The following is an 18143-nucleotide window of genomic DNA, read 5'->3' as shown; positions in this document are numbered from 1 at the left end:
CGTCAGTCCCGCAGCTTGTTGCCGGTGAGGTGCAGGAACGCGGCCTCAAGGTCGGGTTCGATGACCTCGACGGCCGTCACGACGGCGATGCCCCGCACCGCGGCGATGAGGGTGGGCAGCAGGTGACTTCCCTCGTTGACGATCAGCCGGATGGACGAGGTGCCCACCCGCACCGCCTCGGTGACCCCCTCCACCGCGCGCAGCTTGTCGGTCGCGACGTCCAGGTCGCCGTCGAGGACGAGCTCGACCCGGTCCGCGCTGCCGAGGGTGGAGACGAGTTCCTTGCGGGTGCCCTCGGCGATGACCTTGCCGTGGTCGATGATCCCGACGCGCTTGCAGACCCGTTCGACCTCCTCCATGTAGTGCGAGGTGTACAGCAGGCTCATGCCGTCGGCCACCAGTTGCTCGACCCCGTCCAGGATGGCCTTGCGGCTCTGCGGGTCCACCCCGACCGTCGGCTCGTCCAGGATGAGCACCTCCGGCCGGTGCAGCAGGGCCGCGCCGATGTTGATCCGGCGCTTCATCCCGCCCGAGTAGGTGTCGATCTTTCCGTCCGCCCGGTCCGACAGGCCGACGAAGTCGAGCACCTCGTCGATCCGCTTCGCCAGCTCCCGCCGGGGCAGCCCGTAGAGCCTGCCGAAGAAGCGCAGGTTCTCCCTGCCGGTCAGGTCGGGGTAGAGCGCGATCTCCTGCGGGACGTACCCGATCTTCGCCTTCGCCGCGAGCGGATCGGTCGCGAGATCGTGGCCACAGACCTGTACGCTCCCCGTGTCCGGCTGCAGCAGGCCCACCAGCATGGAGATCGCGGTGGTCTTGCCCGCCCCGTTGGGACCGAGCAGGCCGTAGGCCTCCCCCTTCTCGATGAAGAAGCCGACGTCCTGTACGGCGAGGATGTCGCCGTACCTCTTGCTCAGCCCCGCACAGCTCAGGGTGGCGGTCATCGGGTCTCCTCGGCGGCGCAGCCCTCGATCGTGTCGGGCGCGGTGGCGTTCGCCACGTTGTTGGCGAAACCCTGCCGGGTGAAGTCGGCGTCGACCTGGACGTCGAGCGGGGTGTTGCCGGTGATCCGGTTCCAGGAGATGTGGTTGTCCAGGGACTCGTCGCCTCCCCAGTCCTTGGACGATCCCAGCACGAACGCCCCGCCCATGACCGAGGGGCCGCTCGGGTGGTTGTCGTGGATCCGGTTTCCCACCACGGTGACGCGGTGGGCGCCGATCAGTGCGAGGCCCACCCCGGAGATCGGCGGTCCCGCCTCGCCGAGGCCGTTCGGGTTGCCCTCCCCGCTGAGCAGCCCGTTGCCGCGGAGCTCGTTCTCCGCTACCAGGCAGTCGTTCACCCCGCCCGGCAGCTCGCCCTCGTAGGTCTGGTTGAGCAGGAGCAGCCCGGCGGAGTTGCCGTGGCAGGTGTTGCGCAGCATCCGCGCCTTCGAGGAGTTGTCGACGAAGATCCCGAAGGCGTTGGCGGAGGTCTCGTTCTCCGCGACCAGCGCGTTCGCCTCGGGGCAGAAGCTCAGCGCGATGCCCGCGTACTGGCTCCCCGAGGCCCGGCAGCGCAGCACCTCGACGCCGCTGGACTCGCGGACGTAGATGCCCCAGAAGTCGTTGTCCCGCGCCTCGACGTCCTCGACGACGAGTCCCTGGACCGTGTGCGCGTAGACGCCGGAGCCGGAGAAGCCGCTCACCGCCAACCCGCGTACGGTGACGTCGCGGATGCCGTCACCGTGCACGCTGACACCACTGACCACGTCCTCCGACGCGTCGTGCAGCTGCGGGATGCCCACCTCCGCCGCCGCACCGGGAACCAGCCTGGTCAGCTCCGGCCCCGCACCGACCAGGGTGACCCCGCTGTGCCTGATCCACAGGCTCTCGGCGTAGGTTCCCTCGGTCAGGCGGATGGTCGCTCCCGGCCCCGCCTCGTCGAGCGCCCGCTGGATCGACTCTCCGGGCTCGACGAAGGTCTCCCCCTCCGCCTGGACAAGCGACATCACAATGCTCCCTTGGAATCGACGGTCACTATCGCCAGCGCGACGAGCAGTCCCGCGCGGAGGCCCCACCGGGCCGCGCCGGCCACCGGGGCGTCGTTCTCCCGCGGCGCCAGCCGGGCCAGGGCGGCGCGGCGGCTGGCGCCCCTGATGGCGTACGACGCCCCCGTGGTCAGTGTCAGCTCGGTGGACGCGCCCAGCACCGACGCCGCCTCGGCCAGCAGCGGGGTGGCCCACCGCTGCTCCTCGCCCCGCTCCTCGAAGTCGTGCCAGTCGAACCCGGCCGGTCGGCCGCCCACCGCCTTGATGAAGCTCTCCTTGACCGCGAACGAGGCGGCGTCCGCGAGAGGCGAGCCGGCGTGCAGTTCCCGCTCGGCGGGCGTGGTGACCCGCCTGCCGTAGGCGGCGCCGCCGTCGGAGACGGTCCTGGCGATCCGGCCCGTCTCCACGATGTCCACGCCCACCAGGACCGCCGAGCGGGTCACGCGGGCACCCCGGCCGTCCCGGCCGCCTCGGCGAAGGGCGCCAGGAACCGGTCGAGGCAGGCCGAGTACTCCTCGGCGCGCTCGATCATCGGGATGTGCCCGCACCCCTCGACCAGGACCATCTCGTACTGCGGGTAGCCGGCCAGGGCCTTCACCCAGGCGTCGACCGGGGTCATCCGGTCGTGCTCCCCCCACACGTACATCGACGGGCAGGTCACCCTGTCCATGGCCGGCAGCACCTTGTAGACGCGGGTGGCCTTGATGCTGCGGGCCATGCTCACCATCGCGGGCGGGTGCCGCAGCAGGGTGGCGGTCGCCTCCAGCTGCTCCTCGGTGAAGAGCGGCTCGCCGTGGAACAGGGCGCTCAGCATGCGGTCGCGGAACTCCTCGCCGGCGGGCTGCACGCTCGCCCTGCGGTCGAAGCTCAGGCCGACGTCGGGGTCGGGGGTCAGACCGGGGGCCCCGCTCACCACGATGCCGCGTACCCGCTCGGGAAAGCGGCCCGCCAGGTCGATCGCGACCAGGCCGCCGAGGGAGTTGGCGCAGATGACGATGTCCTTGACCCCCGCCTCGTCACAGACCTCGAGCAGCACGTCGCCGAGTCGCTCGATCGAACCGACGATCTTGCTGTCGAGCGCGCAGATGGGCTCGTTGGTGCGGAGCACCGGCCAGCCGGCGCTCTCCAGCCGCCGGTAGGGATGATCCCAGATCCAGCCTCCGGCGAACAGGGCGGACATGAACACCACGGTTGGCCGGTCACCGTCGTCAAGCCGGTGCTCGGCGGTGAAGGGGGACCAGGGGGAGGGGGTGGGCAAGATCGCACTCCAGTCACAATAGGGATTCGCGCTCAGGAATCCAGCCACAACCGCAGGCCGCGCCCTCGTCCGTCGAGAAGACGGTCTCGCAGTCGGGACAGCGGGCGTATTCGCGGACCGTGGCCGGCAGCCAGATGCTGGTGAGCGCCCGGGTGCACAGTCCACCCTTGAAGAAGCGCCGCATCGCCCGCTGGTGGGGCCGGCCGTGTACGGCGCGGACGGACTCCGGGCGGTCGAAGGCGCTCAGGGTGAACTTGCGCCTGCCGATGTCGAAGGTCGAGGCACCGAGGAATCCCTTCGAGGCGCGCAACGCCTTGACGACCTCCACGCTGAGCAGGTCGACCTCGGCCGCCTGCGCGCCGTCGTCGACCTCCAGCCAGGTCAGCGCCAGGGCGCCGGGACGTGCGGTACGCCCCGGGGTGGTCCGCGTGCTCACCCCGAACTCCCGCTCCTCGTCGGCCTCGGGCACGAACCTGGCCTCGAATCCCAGCGCGGCGGCGACGGCCAGCCGGTCGAAGCACCGCTGGACGCGCACCGTCCCACCCTCCCTGACCAGCAGGTCGGTCCCGGTGACGTGGACGGGCCTGCCGACGGCGGGCATGGCCAGGTAGGGGGCGCGGTGGTCGGCCTCCAGCGTCCAGGAGAGCACGGCGAGCTCCTCGGTGGCGGCCAGGTGCTCGACGTGGAAGCGCAGGTTGCCGAACCGGGCCAGTACCTCGCCCGCGTGGGCGGCCAGCGCCGCCCCGCTCAGCGGGCCCGCCGTGTCCGGATCGCCGAAGGCGTCCACCGACGCGGCCACCGCCTCAGCGTCCCCGCTCTGCCAGGCCTTCAGGTGGCTTTCCGCGATCTGTCGCATGTCCATGTCAGGCCTCACCGTCGAACCTCACCGTCGAACCTCATCGTCAAACCCCATCGAGGTGGTCGTCTTCGGGGAGCCGCGCCGAGACGAGCGCGACCGCCAGCGCGCAGGCGGCGGTGTGGCTGATGGATACCCGGATCCGTCCCCTGTCCCCCGCCGCGTCGGCGAGGGCGCCGCTCAGCCGTACGCCGGGCGGGTGCCCGTGCAGGCAGACGGCGCTCCGGGAGCACATCGGGGTGGGCCGGGGCAGCACCTCCGCCTGGCCGAGATGCTCGGCGGTCTCCGCGACGTCCAGCAGGCGCAGCACCGCCCGCTTGGCCGCGAGGCGGCCCGCCCAGTGCTGGAGGGTGCGGCCCGTGCCCGACCGCAGACGTTCCGGGCGGGTGTAGACCTGCTCCAGCCGCATCTCGCCGAGGAGCTCCTTCGGCCGGGAGAGCCCGGCGAAGGAGACCATGGCGCAGCCCCACCGGCTCACGCGCCCCGCTCCTGGGCCAGCCGCCGCGGCGTGCCGGGGTCGGTCATGCTCAGGCAGCGGGCGCCGACGCCGCGCGACAGCCCGGCGAGCACCTTGCTGTCGCCCACCTCGACACAGAGGGTGGCCGTGGTGGTCCGCAGCACCGTCTCGGTCCACCGCACCCGCTCGGTGAGCTGGGTGATCAGTGCCTCCCTGATCACGTCCAGATCCATGGTGGGTTCGGCGGTGACGTTGGGCACGACCGGGACGCGGGGCGGCGCCATCGGCGCGGCGCGCACCGCCTCCCGCCAGCCGGGTACCGCCGGGGCCATCAGCGGGGAGTGGAAGGCGTTGCTGACCTGGAGCGGCACGATCTTGCGGGCGCCGCTCGCCAGCTTGCCCAGCCGCTCGATCGCGGGCAGGGCGCCGGAGACCACCGTGTGGCCCGGCGCGTTCTCCAGACCCACGACGAGCGGCTCGTCCGCGGTGGCGGCCTCGGCGGCCAGCGCCTCGACCTCCTCGACCGCCGGCCCCATCACCGCGCTCATCCCGCCCGTCACCCCGACCTCGGCCATCAGCCGGGACCGGATCTCCACCAGCCGGAGCGTGCCCGCCAGGTCGAGCACGCCCGCCGCGTACAGCGCGCTGAGCTCGCCGACGCTGTGCCCCGCGACCAGGCCGGGTTCGTGCCCGTCGGCGCGGAGCACGGCCAGCGCCGCCAGGTTGCACACGGTCACCGCCGGCTGGGCGTGCTCGGTGGCGACCAGGCGGTCCAGCGGCCCCTTGGCGCAGAGCGGCGAGATCGGCTGCCCGAGCAGTTCGTCCGCCTGGGCGAACACCTGCGCGGCCACCGGCTTGCGGCGCAGCCAGGCGCCCATGCCGACGCGGACCGTGCCCTGTCCGGGAAACAGGAACCCGAGCATGAGATCCCCCTGTCCCCCGGCTAGAGCCGCCGCCTGCGGCGGTTGGCCGCCTCGGCCGGCTTCTCGGTGCCCAGGAAGCCGATCAGCAGCTTGTTGACCTGATCGGGGGCGTCGAGGGGGATCCAGTGGCTGGCGTCCTCGATCCGCTCGTAGCGCCAGGGGCCCTTGACGTACTTGGCGGAGCCGGTCATGCCCTCCTCCATCATGGCCTTGTCGCCGGCCGACCAGATGCCCAGCGTGGGGGCGAGCACCGGCGGGAAGGGCCGCTCGGGACGGAGTTCGGACTCCGGCGAGCGGTTGGCCCGGTACCAGTTCAGTCCGGCGGTCAGCGCGCCCGGGCGGGCGAGGTCGCGCAGGTAGCGGGTGTGGTCGCCCTCGCGGCCCATGATCTGCTTGAACAGCCGCCACCCGTTGCGGCGCAGCAGCGCCTCGCTCACCCCGGGGAACTGGTAGAAGAGCATGTACCAGGAGGCCGCCCGCTGCTCCAGCGTCGGGGTGGAGAACACCCCCGGGTGGCCGACCGACAGCACGGCCAGGTGGTCGACCCTGCGGGGCATCAGGAACGAGTACATCCACGCGATGGCGGCACCCCAGTCGTGGCCGACCAGGTGCGCCTTGCGGATGCCCAGTGCCAGGGTCAGCTCGACGACGTCGTTGACGATCGTCTGCATGTCGTAGGCTTCGACCTCCTGCGGCTTGCCGGACTCGCCGAACCCTCTCAGGTCCGGTGCGATGACCCGGAAACCCGCCTCGACCAGCGCCGGGATCTGGTGGCGCCACAGGTAGGAGGAGTCCGGGAATCCGTGCAGCAGGACCACCGGGTCGCCCTCGCCCTGGTCGACGAACGCGATGTCGACGCCGTTGACGTGCAGCGTCCTGTTGACCAACGATTCCATGCTCATGCGGTCTCCCTAAACAACCGTTCGGCGAAGAACTCACTGAAGCCGAACTCCGGCACATCCTCCGGGGGCACCATGTTCAACAGCCCCGTCACCTGCAGTGCGACGTTCTGCGACATCAGCCGGCGGGCGCGCCTGCGCCGCTCGGTGGCCTCGGGCCCGAACTCCGCGTACAGCTTGCTGATGATGGCCGCGCCGAAGTTCAGTCGGTCCATCCGCGCTTTGCGCTCCTTCAGGTAGGGGTCGAAGGCCCCCACCGACCAGTCGTCGTTCTCCAGCAGGATGTCGGCGACGGTCCTGGCGTCGCGCATGCTGCACGACAGGCCGGTGCCCAGCACGGTGTCGCCGTTTCCCGCCTCGTCGCCGATCAGCACCACCCCGTCGGTCAGCGGCGGCCCGTCGGGGATGAGCGTCATCGACGGCCAGACCGCCAGCGGCCCGGCGGGGATCGCCTGGGTCACCGCCTTGCCCCGGTCTGGCAGGCAGTTGAGCTCGAACGCGTTCAGGAAGTTCCGCACCGCGTCGGGTCCGCGGTAGCGGTGCTGGGTGCCGGTCGCGAGGTTGAGGTAGAGCCGCGCCCGGCCGAAGCCCTGCGGGAACACCATGAACATGACGTCGCCCTCGGTGCCCATCGCCTGTACGTCGGAGGGCCAGTCGTCCAGCCCCTCGACCATCATGCCGCCGCCCCAGTGGTGTACGGAGCCGCTCATCGAGACGCCGATCTGCCGGCCGACGTTGCCGACCCGGCCGGTGGCGCCGAGCACCATCCTGGTCCTGATCTCGTGCTCGGTGCCGTCGTTGAGGTAGCTGACCCTCGGCTCGGCGCCGGGGGTGACCTTGATCTTGGCCGCGTCCATCACCAGCCTGGCGCCGTACTCCGCCGCCTGCGCCGCCATCAGCTCGCACACCGCGTGGTGCGGGAAGGACTGCGGGCCGCCGACCTCGGGCATCGACCGGGTCATGTCGATGGCCTCGACCTCGTCCGCGGGAATGGCCTCGTCCCAGGTCATCCATTCGCGGATCTCCCAGGCACCGCCGGCCGCGAAGCAGTCGGCGACGCCGAGCAGCTGTGCCTCCCGGACGCCCCAGGGCGCCAGCCACTCACCGCGCACCAGGTCCTGGTAGACCTTCTGCTTCTCCAGCAAGACGACCGACAGACCACCCGCGGCCAGCTTGCTGGCCGCGGACGCGCCCGCGATTCCGCCACCGACGACGACTACGTCGGCGTACTCAACGGTCATGTCTGCCATCCCTCCCAATACGTGCGTTCTCTGGCTCGGTACCGCTTCGCCGGTCGGAAGTCGGTACCGATCGTGTAGGCGACCGGCACCATGCACACCTGGGTGACCCCGGACGGGATGTTGAGCAGTTCGCCCACCTGCCGCTCGAAGGGCACGTGCATGCAGGTGATCGTGCTGCCCAGGCCCCGGCTGCGCAGTGCCAGCTGGAAGGACCAGATCGCCGGGAAGATCGAGCCGTAGAAGGTGCTCGCCCGCATGGCGCCGAGCCGCACCTCGTGTCCGGTGTCCTCCGCGGGCTTGGCCGCCATCTGCCGCTCCCAGGCGGCGTCGACGGCCGCGATGTCCGGCGGCCGGCCGAGCACGCAGGGGATGACCAGGACGGGCACCCTCGCGATCCCCTCGGCCAGCGCGACCACCGACGCGTTGTTCCGCCGTGCCGCCTCGGTGTTCCTCCTGCGACCGGCGCCGGTCCATACGTCGTTGCGGTGGAAGTTCCAGGAGACCCGCATCATCTCGGCGAGCTTCTCCTTGATGCCGGGCTCGGTGACCACCAGCCAGCGCCAGTGCTGCTGGTTGTTGGCGGTCGGGGCCTGGACGGCGACCTCCAGGGCCTCCTCCACGACCTCGCGCGGCACCGGCCGGTCAAGGTCGAGCCGCCGCCGGACGGACCGGGTGGTGGTCAGCAGCCGATCGGTCTCCGAGACGTCGAACGGCGGGCCGGCCTCGGGAACCGGTCTCATGGCATCGCCCCCAGCAGGACGGCGCCGCGCACCGAGTCGGCCGCCGCGGTCAGCACCAGCGCCTGATCGACCGCCTCCGACAGGTGCGGCTTCCTGACGTAGGACTCCACCTCACCGGTGTACGGGTGTTCCAGGCCGTGCAGCGCGGGGGCGATCCCGTCGCGGATCGCCAGGGCGGCCACGGCGAGGTTCATCGCGCCCGAGGCCGCCTGGCAGTCGCCGGTCTGCCCGACCGAGGTGGTGAGCAGGCCGTCCGGCACCAGTTCGAGCAGGACCGCCGCCTCGTCGGCGTCGTACCGGCCGCCGGTGCCCGCGCCGACGACCAGACCGGCCTGCCCCACGGAGAGACCTGCCAGGCTACGCCTGATCGACTCCCGCTCGCCCTGCTCCCCGGTACCGGCGTGGCCGCTGCCCAGGATTCGCGCGTAGGCGCGCCCCCCGCGTTCGGCGCAGTGCTCGGCCGACTCCACCAGGATGGCCACTGCCGCGGATCCGGGAACGGACCCCGTGCGCTCCCGGTCGTAGGGGGTGACCACTGTGTCCCCGGCGGCCCCGGAGATCCCGGTGGCCGTCGCCTCGTCCGCCGCCACCACCAGCACCACGTCCGCCTTGCCCGCCTTGATCATCTCAACGGCGCAGTCCAGTGCGATCGAGGCCGAGGCCTCGCCGTTGCAGATCGTGGTGGTCGGGCCGCGCAGCCCCAGGGTCTGGCAGACCGCGCCGCCGGTGGCGTTCAGCACCACGTTGGAGAAGCTCAGCACGGCCGGCTTGTTCGGGTCGACCGCGACGCTCTCGTCGAATCCGCCGGTACTCTCCACCGAGCCCGCCGCGGTCGCGAAGATCAACCCGACGTTGTCCAGCGCCGCCCTGGGCAGCTTGATCCCGGCGTCCTCCCAGGCCAGCCGGGAGGCCGCGATCGCCATCCTGGACAGGTGGTTCATATGCCGCCAGAGCGAGCGGGGCGCGAACGTCCGTCCCTCCAGCGAGGGCGCCCGGCCGACGGCCTGGCGGCCTTCCGCGATGGCCTCGGCCACTTCGGCGATCCCGGTGCCCAGCCCGCTGACCGGGCCCAGACCGCTGATCACGACCGGCCGGTCGGGGAACTCCTCGTACTCGCGCACGCCCCCCGGGGTGGTCAGCGCGAGCGCGACGTTGTTGCCGCCGAAGGCGTAGTTGTTGGAGACCACGGTCTCGATCGGCATCCGCCTGGCCACGTTGGGCACGAAGTCCAGGTCCGTCGTGACCTCGGTGTCGAAGCCGATGGTCGGCGGCGCCATGCCGTGCCGGAGCGCCAGCACGGCGGCGACCGCCTCGACCGCGCCGGCCGCGCCCAGGGTGTGGCCGACGAAGGACTTGATGCTGCTGGTGGGCACCCGCGGCGCGCGGTCACCGAAGACCGCCCGCATGACCTTGGCCTCCATCGCGTCGTTGGCCGGCGTCCCGGTGCCGTGCCCGCTGACGTAGCTCACGTCGTCGGTGCTCATGCCCGCGTCGGCCAGCGCCCGGCGTACCGCGCTCGCGCCGCCTCGCCCGGTGGGGTCGGGCGCGGTCGCGTGGTAGGCGTCCGCGGACAGCCCGTACCCGGCGACCTCGGCCAGCGGGGTCGCCCCCCGCTCCAGCGCCCGGTCCAGCGGTTCGAGCAGCAGGAAGGCCGCGCCCTCGCCGAGGTTGAGGCCGTCGGAGCGGCTGTAGGGCGCGCAGGGCCCGGTGCTGAGCGCCTGCAACCCGGCGAACCCGGCGTAGGTCCCGAACAGCAGCGGGTCGACGCCACCGGCCAGCACCACGTCCGCCTCACCGGTGAGGATCTTGTCCTTGGCCAGGCCGACGGCGTTGCCGCCGGCCGCGCACGCCGTCGACACCAGGATGCGCGGCCCGCGCATGCCCAGCCGCCCGGCCACCACGTCGCCGGTGCGATGCATGGGCTGGTAGCGGCCCGCCGCGTCGGGGGTCGCCTGGCACTTGCCGAGCACCAGCCCGAACCGGCCGGCCTCGACGTCGTCCGCCGACAGCCCCGCCTGACCGACGGCCTGACGTGCCGCGATGAGGGCCAGCTGGGCGGTGCGGTCCAGGGCGGCGTCGGAGTCCGGCAGTTGCCCGGTGATCCACTCGGCGGGGACCTGGCCCGCGTACCTGGCGGTGAACACGGCGAACGCCTCGTCGTCGACCGGGGTGACACCACCCTGACCGGCCATGAGCCGTAGCCAGAACTCTTCCGGGTCACGGCCGATGGCGCAGATTACACCCAGACCGGTGATGACGACGGGGCGCGACGCCATGCTCACTCCTTCTTCGACGATCGACCGATCAGATGATCGGGATGCTCCAGCTCTTGGGTGCGATGTAGGGGCTGGTCAGCGTGGTGACCTCGGTGTCGCCGACGGTGAACGTCAGGCCCGCCGCGGCGAACTCCGCGTCCACCCGTGCCAGGCCGAGCGTGGTGCCCAGCCCGAGGCTGTGCACCGCGTACACCACCTCGCCGATGTCCTGACCGGCGGCCAGGACCCGGGTGCCGGGCTCGGGGACCGAGTCGCCGCCGCCGAAGCCGAGGGTCCGGCGGGCGACGGAGCCGTTGAACGCCTCCAGCACCGCCTCCCTGCCGATGAACGACTCCTTGGTGATGTCGACGAGCCAGTTGGCGCCGCCCTCGATGATGCTGACCCCGTCGGTCGCCTCGTGCCGGATCACCGGCTGCCGGACCTCCAGCATGGCGATCTCCAGCGCCTCGTTGCCGGCGGGCACCGCCTGCTCCAGCGACCGCCTCCACAGCTCGGCGGCCGACTCCCTGGGCACGATCATCTGGTAGCCGTACTCGCTGGTGAACCCGGTCCGCCCGAACACGATGTCCACGCCGTTCCAGGTCGTGTCCACCACGGCCTCGAAAGGCAGCGAGGCCAGCTCGCTGTCGATCAGCCGGCCCACCACGCCCCAGGCGTAGGGGCCCTCCAGGCCCAGGATCGTCAGCTCGCCGGAGCGGTCGACGATGTCGACGCCCTCGTCGTTGTGCTTCTGCAGGTGTTCGAGCAGGCGCGGCCCGGCTCCGCAGGAACTCTCCAGGAACATCCCGTTCTCCCGGCCCCACACGACCACCTGGTCGACGATCTGCCCCGACTCGTCCAGAACGAGGCTCATCATGCAGCGCTCGGAGGTCAGGTACTCGACGTCGCGGGCGAGGACCCGCTGCGCGAAGTCGACGGCGCCGTCACCGCTGATCTCGATCAGGCCGAGCCCGCTCAGGTCGAGCATCGCGGCTCGCTCCCTGAGGGCCTTGTACTCCTCGGCCGGCGTCGAGAAGCGCAGCGGAACCGTCGCGTCCAGCACCTCGCCGAAGACGGTCTCCTCCGGATGCGCGTTCGCAAGCACGGATTCCATTTCTCACACCTCTCCATGAGTGCTGCCGGCCGCCGGGTCGGCGATCGTGATGATTCCTTCGGCGGCGATGTTCCCGTCCACTCGCGCCGAGACCCGGTACTCCCCGAAGCCTCTGCCGCCCGCGCTCCGCTCCGCGGTCAGGACCAGCTGGTCACCGGGGACGATCCGGCGACGGAAGCGCATCGACCTGACCCCCGCCAAGTAACTGATCTTGCTTGTCCCGGTGAGCGAGAAGACCACTCCGGCGAGCTGGGCCATCGCCTCGATGACCACGACGCCCGGCAGGATCGCCTCGTCGGGGAAATGTCCCTGGAACCAGATCTCGGTCCCGGTGACGTTCTTGATCGCGGTGCCTTTGACGCCCGGCTCGACCTTGTCGACCCGGTCGAGCAGCAGCATCGGCCAGCGATGCGGGATCAGCTCCCTGATCTGGTCGTTGTTCAGGCTGAGCGATTCCCTGGACGACTGGGCAACGGTCATACCGCGGCTGCCGCTCGCAGTTCGGGCTTGATCGTCTCCGCGAGCCGGGACACCGAGCCGAAGACCGCCATCTCGCTGTCGTAGAGGGCCACCCCGAACTCCGCCTCGATCGCCACGTAGAGCTCGAGGATGTCCAGGCTGTCCAGCTCAAGGCCGCGGCCGAACAGGGGCTGGTCGTCGGTGATCCAGTTCGGCTCGATCTCCAGATCCAACCGGTTCACGATCATCTTCTTGATCTGGTCACACGCCTGCTGACGCTGGGCGGCCCTGGCGCGCAGCTCGTCGATGGTCATCTTTCCTCCGTGCTCGTGCTGTCGAAGCTCGTGCTTGCGATGACAGGCTCAGCCCAGGCCGCCACCGTGGGCGACCATCACCTCTCCGGTGACGTACGAGGCCTTGTCCGAGGCGAGGAAGCTCACGATCGACGCGATCTCCTCGGGCCTGCCCATCCGGCCCAGCCGGATGCGGGACTCGTACTGCTTCCTGATCTGGGCGGGAACGCTGCGGGTCATGTCGGTGGCGACGAAGCCGGGGGCCACCACGTTGACCCGGACGCCGTGCGGCGCCGCCTCGTAGGACAGCGCCTTGCTGAAGGCGATGATCGCCCCCTTGGACGCCACGTAGTTCGTCTGGCCGGGGAAGCCACCGTCGAGCCCGCTGACCGACGACAGCGTCACGATCGAGCCGCGCCGCTGGTGCTGCATGATCCGGAGAGCCTCCCGGCAGCTCAGGAAGGTGCCGGTGACGTTGACGTCCATCGGCTCGCGGAACTGCGCGAGGCTCATGGCGACGAGGTGCCGGTCGCGGGTGATACCCGCGCTGGTCACCAGCACGTCCAGCCGGCCGAAGTCGGAGCGCAGGCCGCGGAAGAGCTGCTGGACCTCCTCCTCCTTGGTGACGTCGGCCTGCACGGCCGTCGCGCCGCCACCCTCCTGCTCGATCTGGGCGACGAGGTCCTTGGCATCCTGCTCGGCGCGCAGGTAGTTGACCACGACGTGGGCGCCCTCCCTGGCCAGATCGAGCGCCACCGCCCGCCCGATTCCGCGCGACCCGCCTGTTACCAGGGCCACGGAGCCTTCGGTAAAGAGCATCCTCGTCTCCAGGGTGTCAGTGGTGAGGTGAAAGGGAGCCGATCTGATCGTCCACTTACAAGGGGAGAGGCTACTGAAGGCGGTTTTCAGCCCGATATCATCCGGATATCCGGCTATTGACGCTGATAACAGCGGTGCGGAACGCTGACGCCATGGACGAGCTCGATGTCGAGGTGTTGATTGTCGGAGGCGGCCCGGTCGGCCTGTCCGCCTCGATCGAGCTTTCGAGGTACGGAATATCCTCGCTGCTCGTCGAAAGGCACCAGAAAACCTCCCTCTTTCCCAAGGCCCGGCTCATTTCCACCAGGACCATGGAACTGGTCCGCGCGTGGGGAATTCAGGACGAGGTCGAGCGCGCGGGACTGCCCCGCGAGGAGACCCTGGCGGTGGGCGTCGGAACATCGCTGACCGACGACGACTTCCTGCGGGCGGTCGCCCCCCTGCACGAGGACGCCCCGCAGAGCCCGACCTACACCTACATCTGCGCCCAGGACCGTTTCGAGGTGATCCTGCGCGCGCTCGCCGAGGCGCAGCCGGGCGCCGACGTCCGGTTCGGCACGACCATGACGGAGATGCGGAAGACCCCGGACGGCGTCGAGGCGACGATCGAGTCCGCGGGGGTCCGCCGCGGAGTCCGCGCCCGCTACCTGGTGGCCGCCGACGGCGGCCGGAGCACCACGAGGGACGCGCTCGGCATCGCCATGACCGGCCCTCCCCCGCTGGGCAACATGATCAGCGTCATGTTCGACGCCGACCTGGGGCCGCTGCTTCGTGATCGCCAGGCCGCGCTCTACTTCCTGCTCAGCAACCCGCCGTGCGCGGTGGAGGCGGTGGACAACCAGCGCCGGTGGATGATCCAGACCGGGTACGACCCGGCGAACGGCGGCAGCCCCGACGACTTCACCGAGGAGGTCTGCGTCGCGGCGGTGCGGTCCGCGGCGGGCATCCCCGACCTGGCGGTGAACATCGTGGGCATCATGCCCTGGCTCCAGCAGGCCGTGGTCGCCGACGAGTTCCGCAGTGGCCCGGTCTTCCTCGCCGGGGACGCCGCGCACGTGTCCACCCCGCAGGGCGGGTTCGGCATGAACTGCGGCATCCAGGACGCGCACAACCTCGGCTGGAAGCTCGCCGCCGTGCTCCGGGGCACCGCGGGCGCCGGCCTGCTCGACACCTACACGCCCGAGCGGCGCCCGATCTCCGACCGTACGGTCACCGAGAGCCTGAACAACGCGCTCATCACCTTCCAGATGATGGAGGGCCGCCTGACCATGCAGGAGTCGATCGACCAGCAGGCGGGCCGGCGCAGCTCGGAGGGCCTGGTGCTCGGCTTCCACTACGACTCCGCCGCCGTCGTCGCGGACGGGACGCCCGCCCCGGAACCCGCCGACCCTTACCGGACCTATCTGCCGACCGCCCGCCCCGGCCACCGCATGCCCCACGTCTGGCTGTCACGGCGGGGCGGCCGGGTCTCCACCCTGGACCTGCTGGGCGGCTCGTTCACCCTGATGACGCCCGCGGGCACCGGCTGGGCGCAGGCCGCCAAGCAGGCGGCCCAGGACACCGGGGTCGCCGTCACCGCCCTGGAGATCTCCGCCGACGGCTCGGCGGAGCTCACCTCACCGACGTGGGCAGAGGAGTTCGGCGTGGGCACCGCCGGAGCCGTGCTCATCCGCCCCGACGGTCACGTCGGCTGGCGCTCCCCCGGCACGGCGGCGTCGGCGAACGCGCTGGCCGACGCCCTGGGCACCATCCTGGCGAGGCTGTAGCCGTCGTGGCCGGCGAGCTCGTCGGCCGATCCCCGGTAGGACCCCGAGCAGAGCCGCGCCGCCGCCATCCGCAGGGTCAGCGGGCATCCCGAGGAGCTGGCCGCGAGCCTGGTCATCGCCTGCGGCTCGGCCTCCATCCTGGCGGTGCCGACCAGCATCACCGCCAGCGCCCTGGACTCCTCGAACCCCAGCGGCCGGACGAACTCCCGGTGCGCGCCCTGGCGGGCCACGAGCTCGTCGAGTGGATCCCGGCTCGTGACGATCACCCGGCAGTGCGCGCCGCCCGGCAGCAGGGGGATGACCTGGGCGCTGTCGCGGGCGTTGTCCAGCACGACGAGCAGCCGCCGGCGCGCCGTCCTGCTGCGGTACAGGGCCAGCTTCTCGCTGAGATCCTCCGGAATGGCGTGGCCGGCCACGCCGAGCGCCCGCAGGAAACGGCCGGCGACGACACCGGGGGCCAGGGCCGCCGCGCCCTCGTCCCCCTGCAGGTCGGCGAAGAGCTGCCCGTCGGGGAACTGGGCGATCCTGCGGTACGCCCACCGCAGGGCCAGCGCGGTCTTTCCGAAGCCGCCCAGACCCGTCACGACCACCGTTCCCGGCCCGGTCGTCTCCGGGGAGAAGCGGAGCGCGTCGTCCAGGACGGCGAGTTCCGCGGTGCGCCCGGTGAACGGCAGGGTCTGCGGGGGCAGCTGGGAGGGGAGGACGAACTCCTCGGCCCGCCGTACCTCCGGCACCTCCATCAGCGCGGACTCGTCCCGCAGGATCTGGTCGTGCAGCCGTCTCAGCTCCGGGCCGGGTTCGAGCCCGACCTGTTCCACCAGATGCCGCCGGCCCTCCTGGTAGGTCCGCAGTGACTCGGCGCGGCGCCCCGAGCGGTACTGGGCCAGCATCAGCTGCGCCCGGGCGCGCTCCCTGAGCGGGTGCTCCTCCACCACCGGAACCAGTTCCGCGATCGCCTTGAGATGGTTGCCGAGCTCCAGCTCCAGCTCCAGGCAGGCCTCGATCGCCTCCAGCCGTGACTCCCGCAGCCGGGCCGCGTCGTAGCGCATGCTGTGGATGTCCTCGAACGGGGTCCCCCGCCACAGGGCGAGCGCGTCCCGCAGGACGGTGATCGCGCCCTCCCGATCTCCCCCGGCGGCCTGCCGACGCGCCCGCGCCACGAGGTCGTCGAAGCGGAGCCTGTCGATCTGCTCGGGGGCCGCCCTGAGCAGGTAGCCGGGGCTCGACGTCATGACGTCGTCCGCCCGGTCCCCCAGCGCCCTGCGCAGCCGCGACACGCAGATGGCGATCTGCCCGCGGGCGCTCCGCGGGGCGTGCCCGCCCCACACCGCCTCGATCAGCCGGTCCACCCCGACGACGCGGTTGGCGTTCAGCACCAGGCTGGCCAGGATCGCGCGCTCCCGGGGGCCGCCGATCCGAAGCTCCTCGCCCTTCCTGAACACCCCGAGCGGTCCCATGATCCGAAACTCGAGTGGTCCGCCCATCACTGGATCCGCATCAGGTACTTCTCAAGCTCGTCGGCGGCCCGGAGGGTGCCGCCCGAGGCATGCAGATCCTTCTGCATCTCCCCCGTGCACCGCTGGACGACCTCGCTGCCCGCCACCTCCAGCACCGCCTGGAGCAGCAGTTCCCCGGTGACCTCCTCCGGCGGGATGGACCGGCCTAGGTTCAGCTCCTCGATCCGCCGGGCGGCCACCGCGTCGATGGACGAGGTCGGGACGACCACCATCGGGCAGCCGGAGTGCAGCGCCTCCATCACGGTGCCCATGCCCCCGTGGGTGACGGCCACCGAGGCGTGCTGGAGCACCTTGTGGTGCGGCATCCACCGATGCGCCTCGATGTTGGGGGGCAGCGGGCCCAGGTCCGCGGGGTCCATCCCGTCCGCGACCGTGATCACCACGTGCCACGGAACGCCGGTGAAGGTCCGTACGCACATCTGGAAGAAGTCCGGGTACTCGTTGAAGACCGCGCCGAACGAGACGAGCGCGACCGGAAGCCCGCCGGCCGGCGGCCGCCACTCGCCCAGGAAGTTCCGCTCGCCCAGGCACGGCCCCACGAACGCGAACCGCTCGTCGAAGCTGTCACCGACGTACTGGAAGGACCGCGGCATGTTGACGATGCTGAAGTCCTGGATCTCCCACCACAGCTCCGCGGGCGGGACGTCCACCCCGTGCGCGCCGGACAGGGCGCTGATCCGGGCGAACATGTCGTCCACCCAGTTCGGCATGGACTGCTCTGCCCCGTCGGAGTTGTAGATCGCGTTCAGGTACGAGAAGTTCGCGTTCGACGCGAACATCGGGATCAGCTGGGTCGCGGGCCGGTTCCACTTCCTGGCCAGGATGCGCCCCGCGTAGAGAATGGAGGTGTCGTAGACGATCATGTCGGGGAGGTCGTCGGCCGGATAGGACTCCAGGGCCGCCAGCATGTCCGCGCTCTCGTCGAGCAGGACCGAGAGCAGGTAGAGCGGGTCGCGCGCCAGGTTCAGGAAGTCCGAGTCCCGGTACTTCGAGTCGTAGCGCAGCGCGGTGGCGCCGGCCTCCTCCACGATGCCCACCATCATGTCTCCGGTCAGATAGGAGACGCGGTTTCCTCTGCGGACCAGTTCCGTCACCACGGCCAGGTTGGGGATCACGTGACCGTGGTCGGGATGAACCATGAAGAGGAAATGTTTCGCCATCTTGGAGAATCCTGTCTCTCTGGGATGTCTGACCTGATAAGCACTGATTTCGCGGCAAAAAGAACTAGCCCATCGGCGACAAATCAGTCACTGCGACCTGTCGGCAATGCTAGTTAGGGCCCATTTGGGGCAACACCCCTAACCGTCTTCCACGGGCGTCCCCGCCCGGGATCGAGCTCACCGCGCGATGACGAGAAAAGAGCGCCACCCTACCCGGGCCGTGGGTCTCCTAGTCGATTGCCCGCGCGAGAGCGCGGGAGACGGTCGACGGGTGCCACTGAACGCCACGTTTAGTTGGACGCCCTTCTTCGTTGAGGATCAGTGCGATCCGCCGGATGCTTTTCCCTGCGCTGTGGAGTTCCT

19 protein-coding genes are annotated in these 18143 nt (G+C 70.8%); 1 reads left to right on the top strand and 18 read right to left on the bottom strand.

Annotated elements, in window-relative coordinates:
• Positions 1-2: 2 nt before the first annotated feature.
• From AB0J58_RS37855 to fabG, 15 genes are read right to left on the bottom strand one after another with little or no spacing between them, the layout of a single operon-like run.
• Entirely contained in the window at positions 3-941 is a 939-nt protein-coding gene (locus AB0J58_RS37855) for an ABC transporter ATP-binding protein (protein ID WP_364224930.1), read from the bottom strand.
• The gene (locus tag AB0J58_RS37850; protein WP_364224928.1) at positions 938-1984 is read right to left on the bottom strand and encodes a right-handed parallel beta-helix repeat-containing protein; all 1047 of its coding nucleotides are present in this window, start codon (positions 1982-1984) and stop codon (positions 938-940) included. Before AB0J58_RS37850 ends, AB0J58_RS37855 begins: the two co-directional genes overlap by 4 nt.
• Entirely contained in the window at positions 1984-2466 is a 483-nt protein-coding gene (locus tag AB0J58_RS37845) for a 4'-phosphopantetheinyl transferase superfamily protein (RefSeq protein ID WP_364224926.1), read from the bottom strand. Before AB0J58_RS37845 ends, AB0J58_RS37850 begins: the two co-directional genes overlap by 1 nt.
• Positions 2463-3281, bottom strand: a complete 819-nt coding sequence (locus AB0J58_RS37840; RefSeq protein ID WP_364224924.1) for an alpha/beta hydrolase — start codon at positions 3279-3281, stop codon at positions 2463-2465. Before AB0J58_RS37840 ends, AB0J58_RS37845 begins: the two co-directional genes overlap by 4 nt.
• A 13-nt stretch (positions 3282-3294) precedes the next feature.
• The gene (locus AB0J58_RS37835) at positions 3295-4143 is read right to left on the bottom strand and encodes an ester cyclase (protein WP_364224922.1); all 849 of its coding nucleotides are present in this window, start codon (positions 4141-4143) and stop codon (positions 3295-3297) included.
• 40 nt (positions 4144-4183) lie between these two features.
• Positions 4184-4615, bottom strand: a complete 432-nt coding sequence (locus AB0J58_RS37830) for a phosphopantetheinyl transferase (RefSeq protein ID WP_364224920.1) — start codon at positions 4613-4615, stop codon at positions 4184-4186.
• A complete protein-coding gene (locus tag AB0J58_RS37825; protein WP_364224918.1) occupies positions 4612-5517 on the bottom strand; it encodes an ACP S-malonyltransferase in 906 nt (301 codons plus the stop codon). Before AB0J58_RS37825 ends, AB0J58_RS37830 begins: the two co-directional genes overlap by 4 nt.
• Positions 5518-5537: 20 nt before the next feature.
• Positions 5538-6419: an alpha/beta hydrolase gene (locus AB0J58_RS37820; RefSeq protein WP_343964551.1), complete on the bottom strand. Its 882-nt coding sequence runs from the start codon at positions 6417-6419 to the stop codon at positions 5538-5540.
• On the bottom strand, positions 6416-7657 hold the full coding sequence (locus tag AB0J58_RS37815) for an FAD-dependent oxidoreductase (protein ID WP_364224915.1): 1242 nt from the start codon (positions 7655-7657) through the stop codon (positions 6416-6418). Before AB0J58_RS37815 ends, AB0J58_RS37820 begins: the two co-directional genes overlap by 4 nt.
• Positions 7654-8397: a nitroreductase family protein gene (locus AB0J58_RS37810; protein WP_364224913.1), complete on the bottom strand. Its 744-nt coding sequence runs from the start codon at positions 8395-8397 to the stop codon at positions 7654-7656. Before AB0J58_RS37810 ends, AB0J58_RS37815 begins: the two co-directional genes overlap by 4 nt.
• Positions 8394-10673 carry a beta-ketoacyl-[acyl-carrier-protein] synthase family protein gene (locus AB0J58_RS37805; RefSeq protein WP_364224911.1) on the bottom strand — a complete coding sequence of 760 codons (2280 nt, stop codon included), beginning with the start codon at positions 10671-10673 and terminating at the stop codon, positions 8394-8396. Before AB0J58_RS37805 ends, AB0J58_RS37810 begins: the two co-directional genes overlap by 4 nt.
• 28 nt (positions 10674-10701) lie before the next feature.
• Positions 10702-11766, bottom strand: a complete 1065-nt coding sequence (locus tag AB0J58_RS37800) for a glycine cleavage T C-terminal barrel domain-containing protein (RefSeq protein WP_343964543.1) — start codon at positions 11764-11766, stop codon at positions 10702-10704.
• A gap of 3 nt (positions 11767-11769) precedes the next feature.
• Positions 11770-12246: a 3-hydroxyacyl-ACP dehydratase FabZ gene (gene fabZ, locus AB0J58_RS37795; protein ID WP_030916365.1), complete on the bottom strand. Its 477-nt coding sequence runs from the start codon at positions 12244-12246 to the stop codon at positions 11770-11772.
• Positions 12243-12539: a phosphopantetheine-binding protein gene (locus tag AB0J58_RS37790; RefSeq protein WP_343964540.1), complete on the bottom strand. Its 297-nt coding sequence runs from the start codon at positions 12537-12539 to the stop codon at positions 12243-12245. Before AB0J58_RS37790 ends, fabZ begins: the two co-directional genes overlap by 4 nt.
• A 48-nt stretch (positions 12540-12587) precedes the next feature.
• Positions 12588-13337, bottom strand: coding sequence for a 3-oxoacyl-ACP reductase FabG (gene fabG / locus AB0J58_RS37785; RefSeq protein ID WP_030916371.1), 750 nt, complete (start codon positions 13335-13337; stop codon positions 12588-12590).
• Positions 13338-13489: 152 nt separating this feature from the next.
• On the opposite strand from fabG, the gene AB0J58_RS37780 reads away from it, so the two are divergent.
• Positions 13490-15103, top strand: a complete 1614-nt coding sequence (locus tag AB0J58_RS37780) for an FAD-dependent monooxygenase (protein WP_364224909.1) — start codon at positions 13490-13492, stop codon at positions 15101-15103.
• Here the strand turns inward: AB0J58_RS37780 and AB0J58_RS37775 are convergent.
• The 3 genes from AB0J58_RS37775 to AB0J58_RS37765 all read right to left on the bottom strand — a co-directional run.
• Complete coding sequence (locus tag AB0J58_RS37775; protein ID WP_364224907.1) at positions 15019-16587, bottom strand: BTAD domain-containing putative transcriptional regulator; 1569 nt, start codon at positions 16585-16587, stop codon at positions 15019-15021. The genes AB0J58_RS37780 and AB0J58_RS37775 overlap by 85 nt on opposite strands.
• Complete coding sequence (locus AB0J58_RS37770; RefSeq protein WP_364224905.1) at positions 16587-17780, bottom strand: macrolide family glycosyltransferase; 1194 nt, start codon at positions 17778-17780, stop codon at positions 16587-16589. Before AB0J58_RS37770 ends, AB0J58_RS37775 begins: the two co-directional genes overlap by 1 nt.
• 229 nt (positions 17781-18009) lie before the next feature.
• Positions 18010-18143: recombinase family protein (locus tag AB0J58_RS37765; protein WP_364224956.1), on the bottom strand; the 134-nt coding region annotated here is incomplete at its 5' end.

Origin of the sequence: Streptosporangium sp. NPDC049644, from assembly GCF_040675205.1 — a bacterium.
Taxonomy (GTDB): Bacteria; Actinomycetota; Actinomycetes; order Streptosporangiales; family Streptosporangiaceae; genus Streptosporangium; species Streptosporangium fukuiense.
Note: the sequence above shows the minus strand (reverse complement) of the source record. Positions and strands in the feature narration are given on the sequence as shown.

What these genes read in the sequence shown, in the direction of transcription:
- AB0J58_RS37855 (WP_364224930.1), bottom strand. Translation starts at nt 941, where the DNA reads ATGACCGCCACCCTGAGCTGTGCGGGGCTGAGCAAGAGGTACGGCGAC.
- AB0J58_RS37850 (WP_364224928.1), bottom strand. Translation starts at nt 1,984, where the DNA reads ATGTCGCTTGTCCAGGCGGAGGGGGAGACCTTCGTCGAGCCCGGAGAG.
- AB0J58_RS37835 (WP_364224922.1), bottom strand. Translation starts at nt 4,143, where the DNA reads ATGGACATGCGACAGATCGCGGAAAGCCACCTGAAGGCCTGGCAGAGC.
- AB0J58_RS37825 (WP_364224918.1), bottom strand. Translation starts at nt 5,517, where the DNA reads ATGCTCGGGTTCCTGTTTCCCGGACAGGGCACGGTCCGCGTCGGCATG.
- AB0J58_RS37820 (WP_343964551.1), bottom strand. Translation starts at nt 6,419, where the DNA reads ATGAGCATGGAATCGTTGGTCAACAGGACGCTGCACGTCAACGGCGTC.
- AB0J58_RS37815 (WP_364224915.1), bottom strand. Translation starts at nt 7,657, where the DNA reads ATGACCGTTGAGTACGCCGACGTAGTCGTCGTCGGTGGCGGAATCGCG.
- AB0J58_RS37810 (WP_364224913.1), bottom strand. Translation starts at nt 8,397, where the DNA reads ATGAGACCGGTTCCCGAGGCCGGCCCGCCGTTCGACGTCTCGGAGACC.
- AB0J58_RS37805 (WP_364224911.1), bottom strand. Translation starts at nt 10,673, where the DNA reads ATGGCGTCGCGCCCCGTCGTCATCACCGGTCTGGGTGTAATCTGCGCC.
- AB0J58_RS37800 (WP_343964543.1), bottom strand. Translation starts at nt 11,766, where the DNA reads ATGGAATCCGTGCTTGCGAACGCGCATCCGGAGGAGACCGTCTTCGGC.
- fabZ (WP_030916365.1), bottom strand. Translation starts at nt 12,246, where the DNA reads ATGACCGTTGCCCAGTCGTCCAGGGAATCGCTCAGCCTGAACAACGAC.
- AB0J58_RS37790 (WP_343964540.1), bottom strand. Translation starts at nt 12,539, where the DNA reads ATGACCATCGACGAGCTGCGCGCCAGGGCCGCCCAGCGTCAGCAGGCG.
- fabG (WP_030916371.1), bottom strand. Translation starts at nt 13,337, where the DNA reads ATGCTCTTTACCGAAGGCTCCGTGGCCCTGGTAACAGGCGGGTCGCGC.
- AB0J58_RS37780 (WP_364224909.1), top strand. Translation starts at nt 13,490, where the DNA reads ATGGACGAGCTCGATGTCGAGGTGTTGATTGTCGGAGGCGGCCCGGTC.
- AB0J58_RS37775 (WP_364224907.1), bottom strand. Translation starts at nt 16,587, where the DNA reads ATGGGCGGACCACTCGAGTTTCGGATCATGGGACCGCTCGGGGTGTTC.
- AB0J58_RS37770 (WP_364224905.1), bottom strand. Translation starts at nt 17,780, where the DNA reads ATGGCGAAACATTTCCTCTTCATGGTTCATCCCGACCACGGTCACGTG.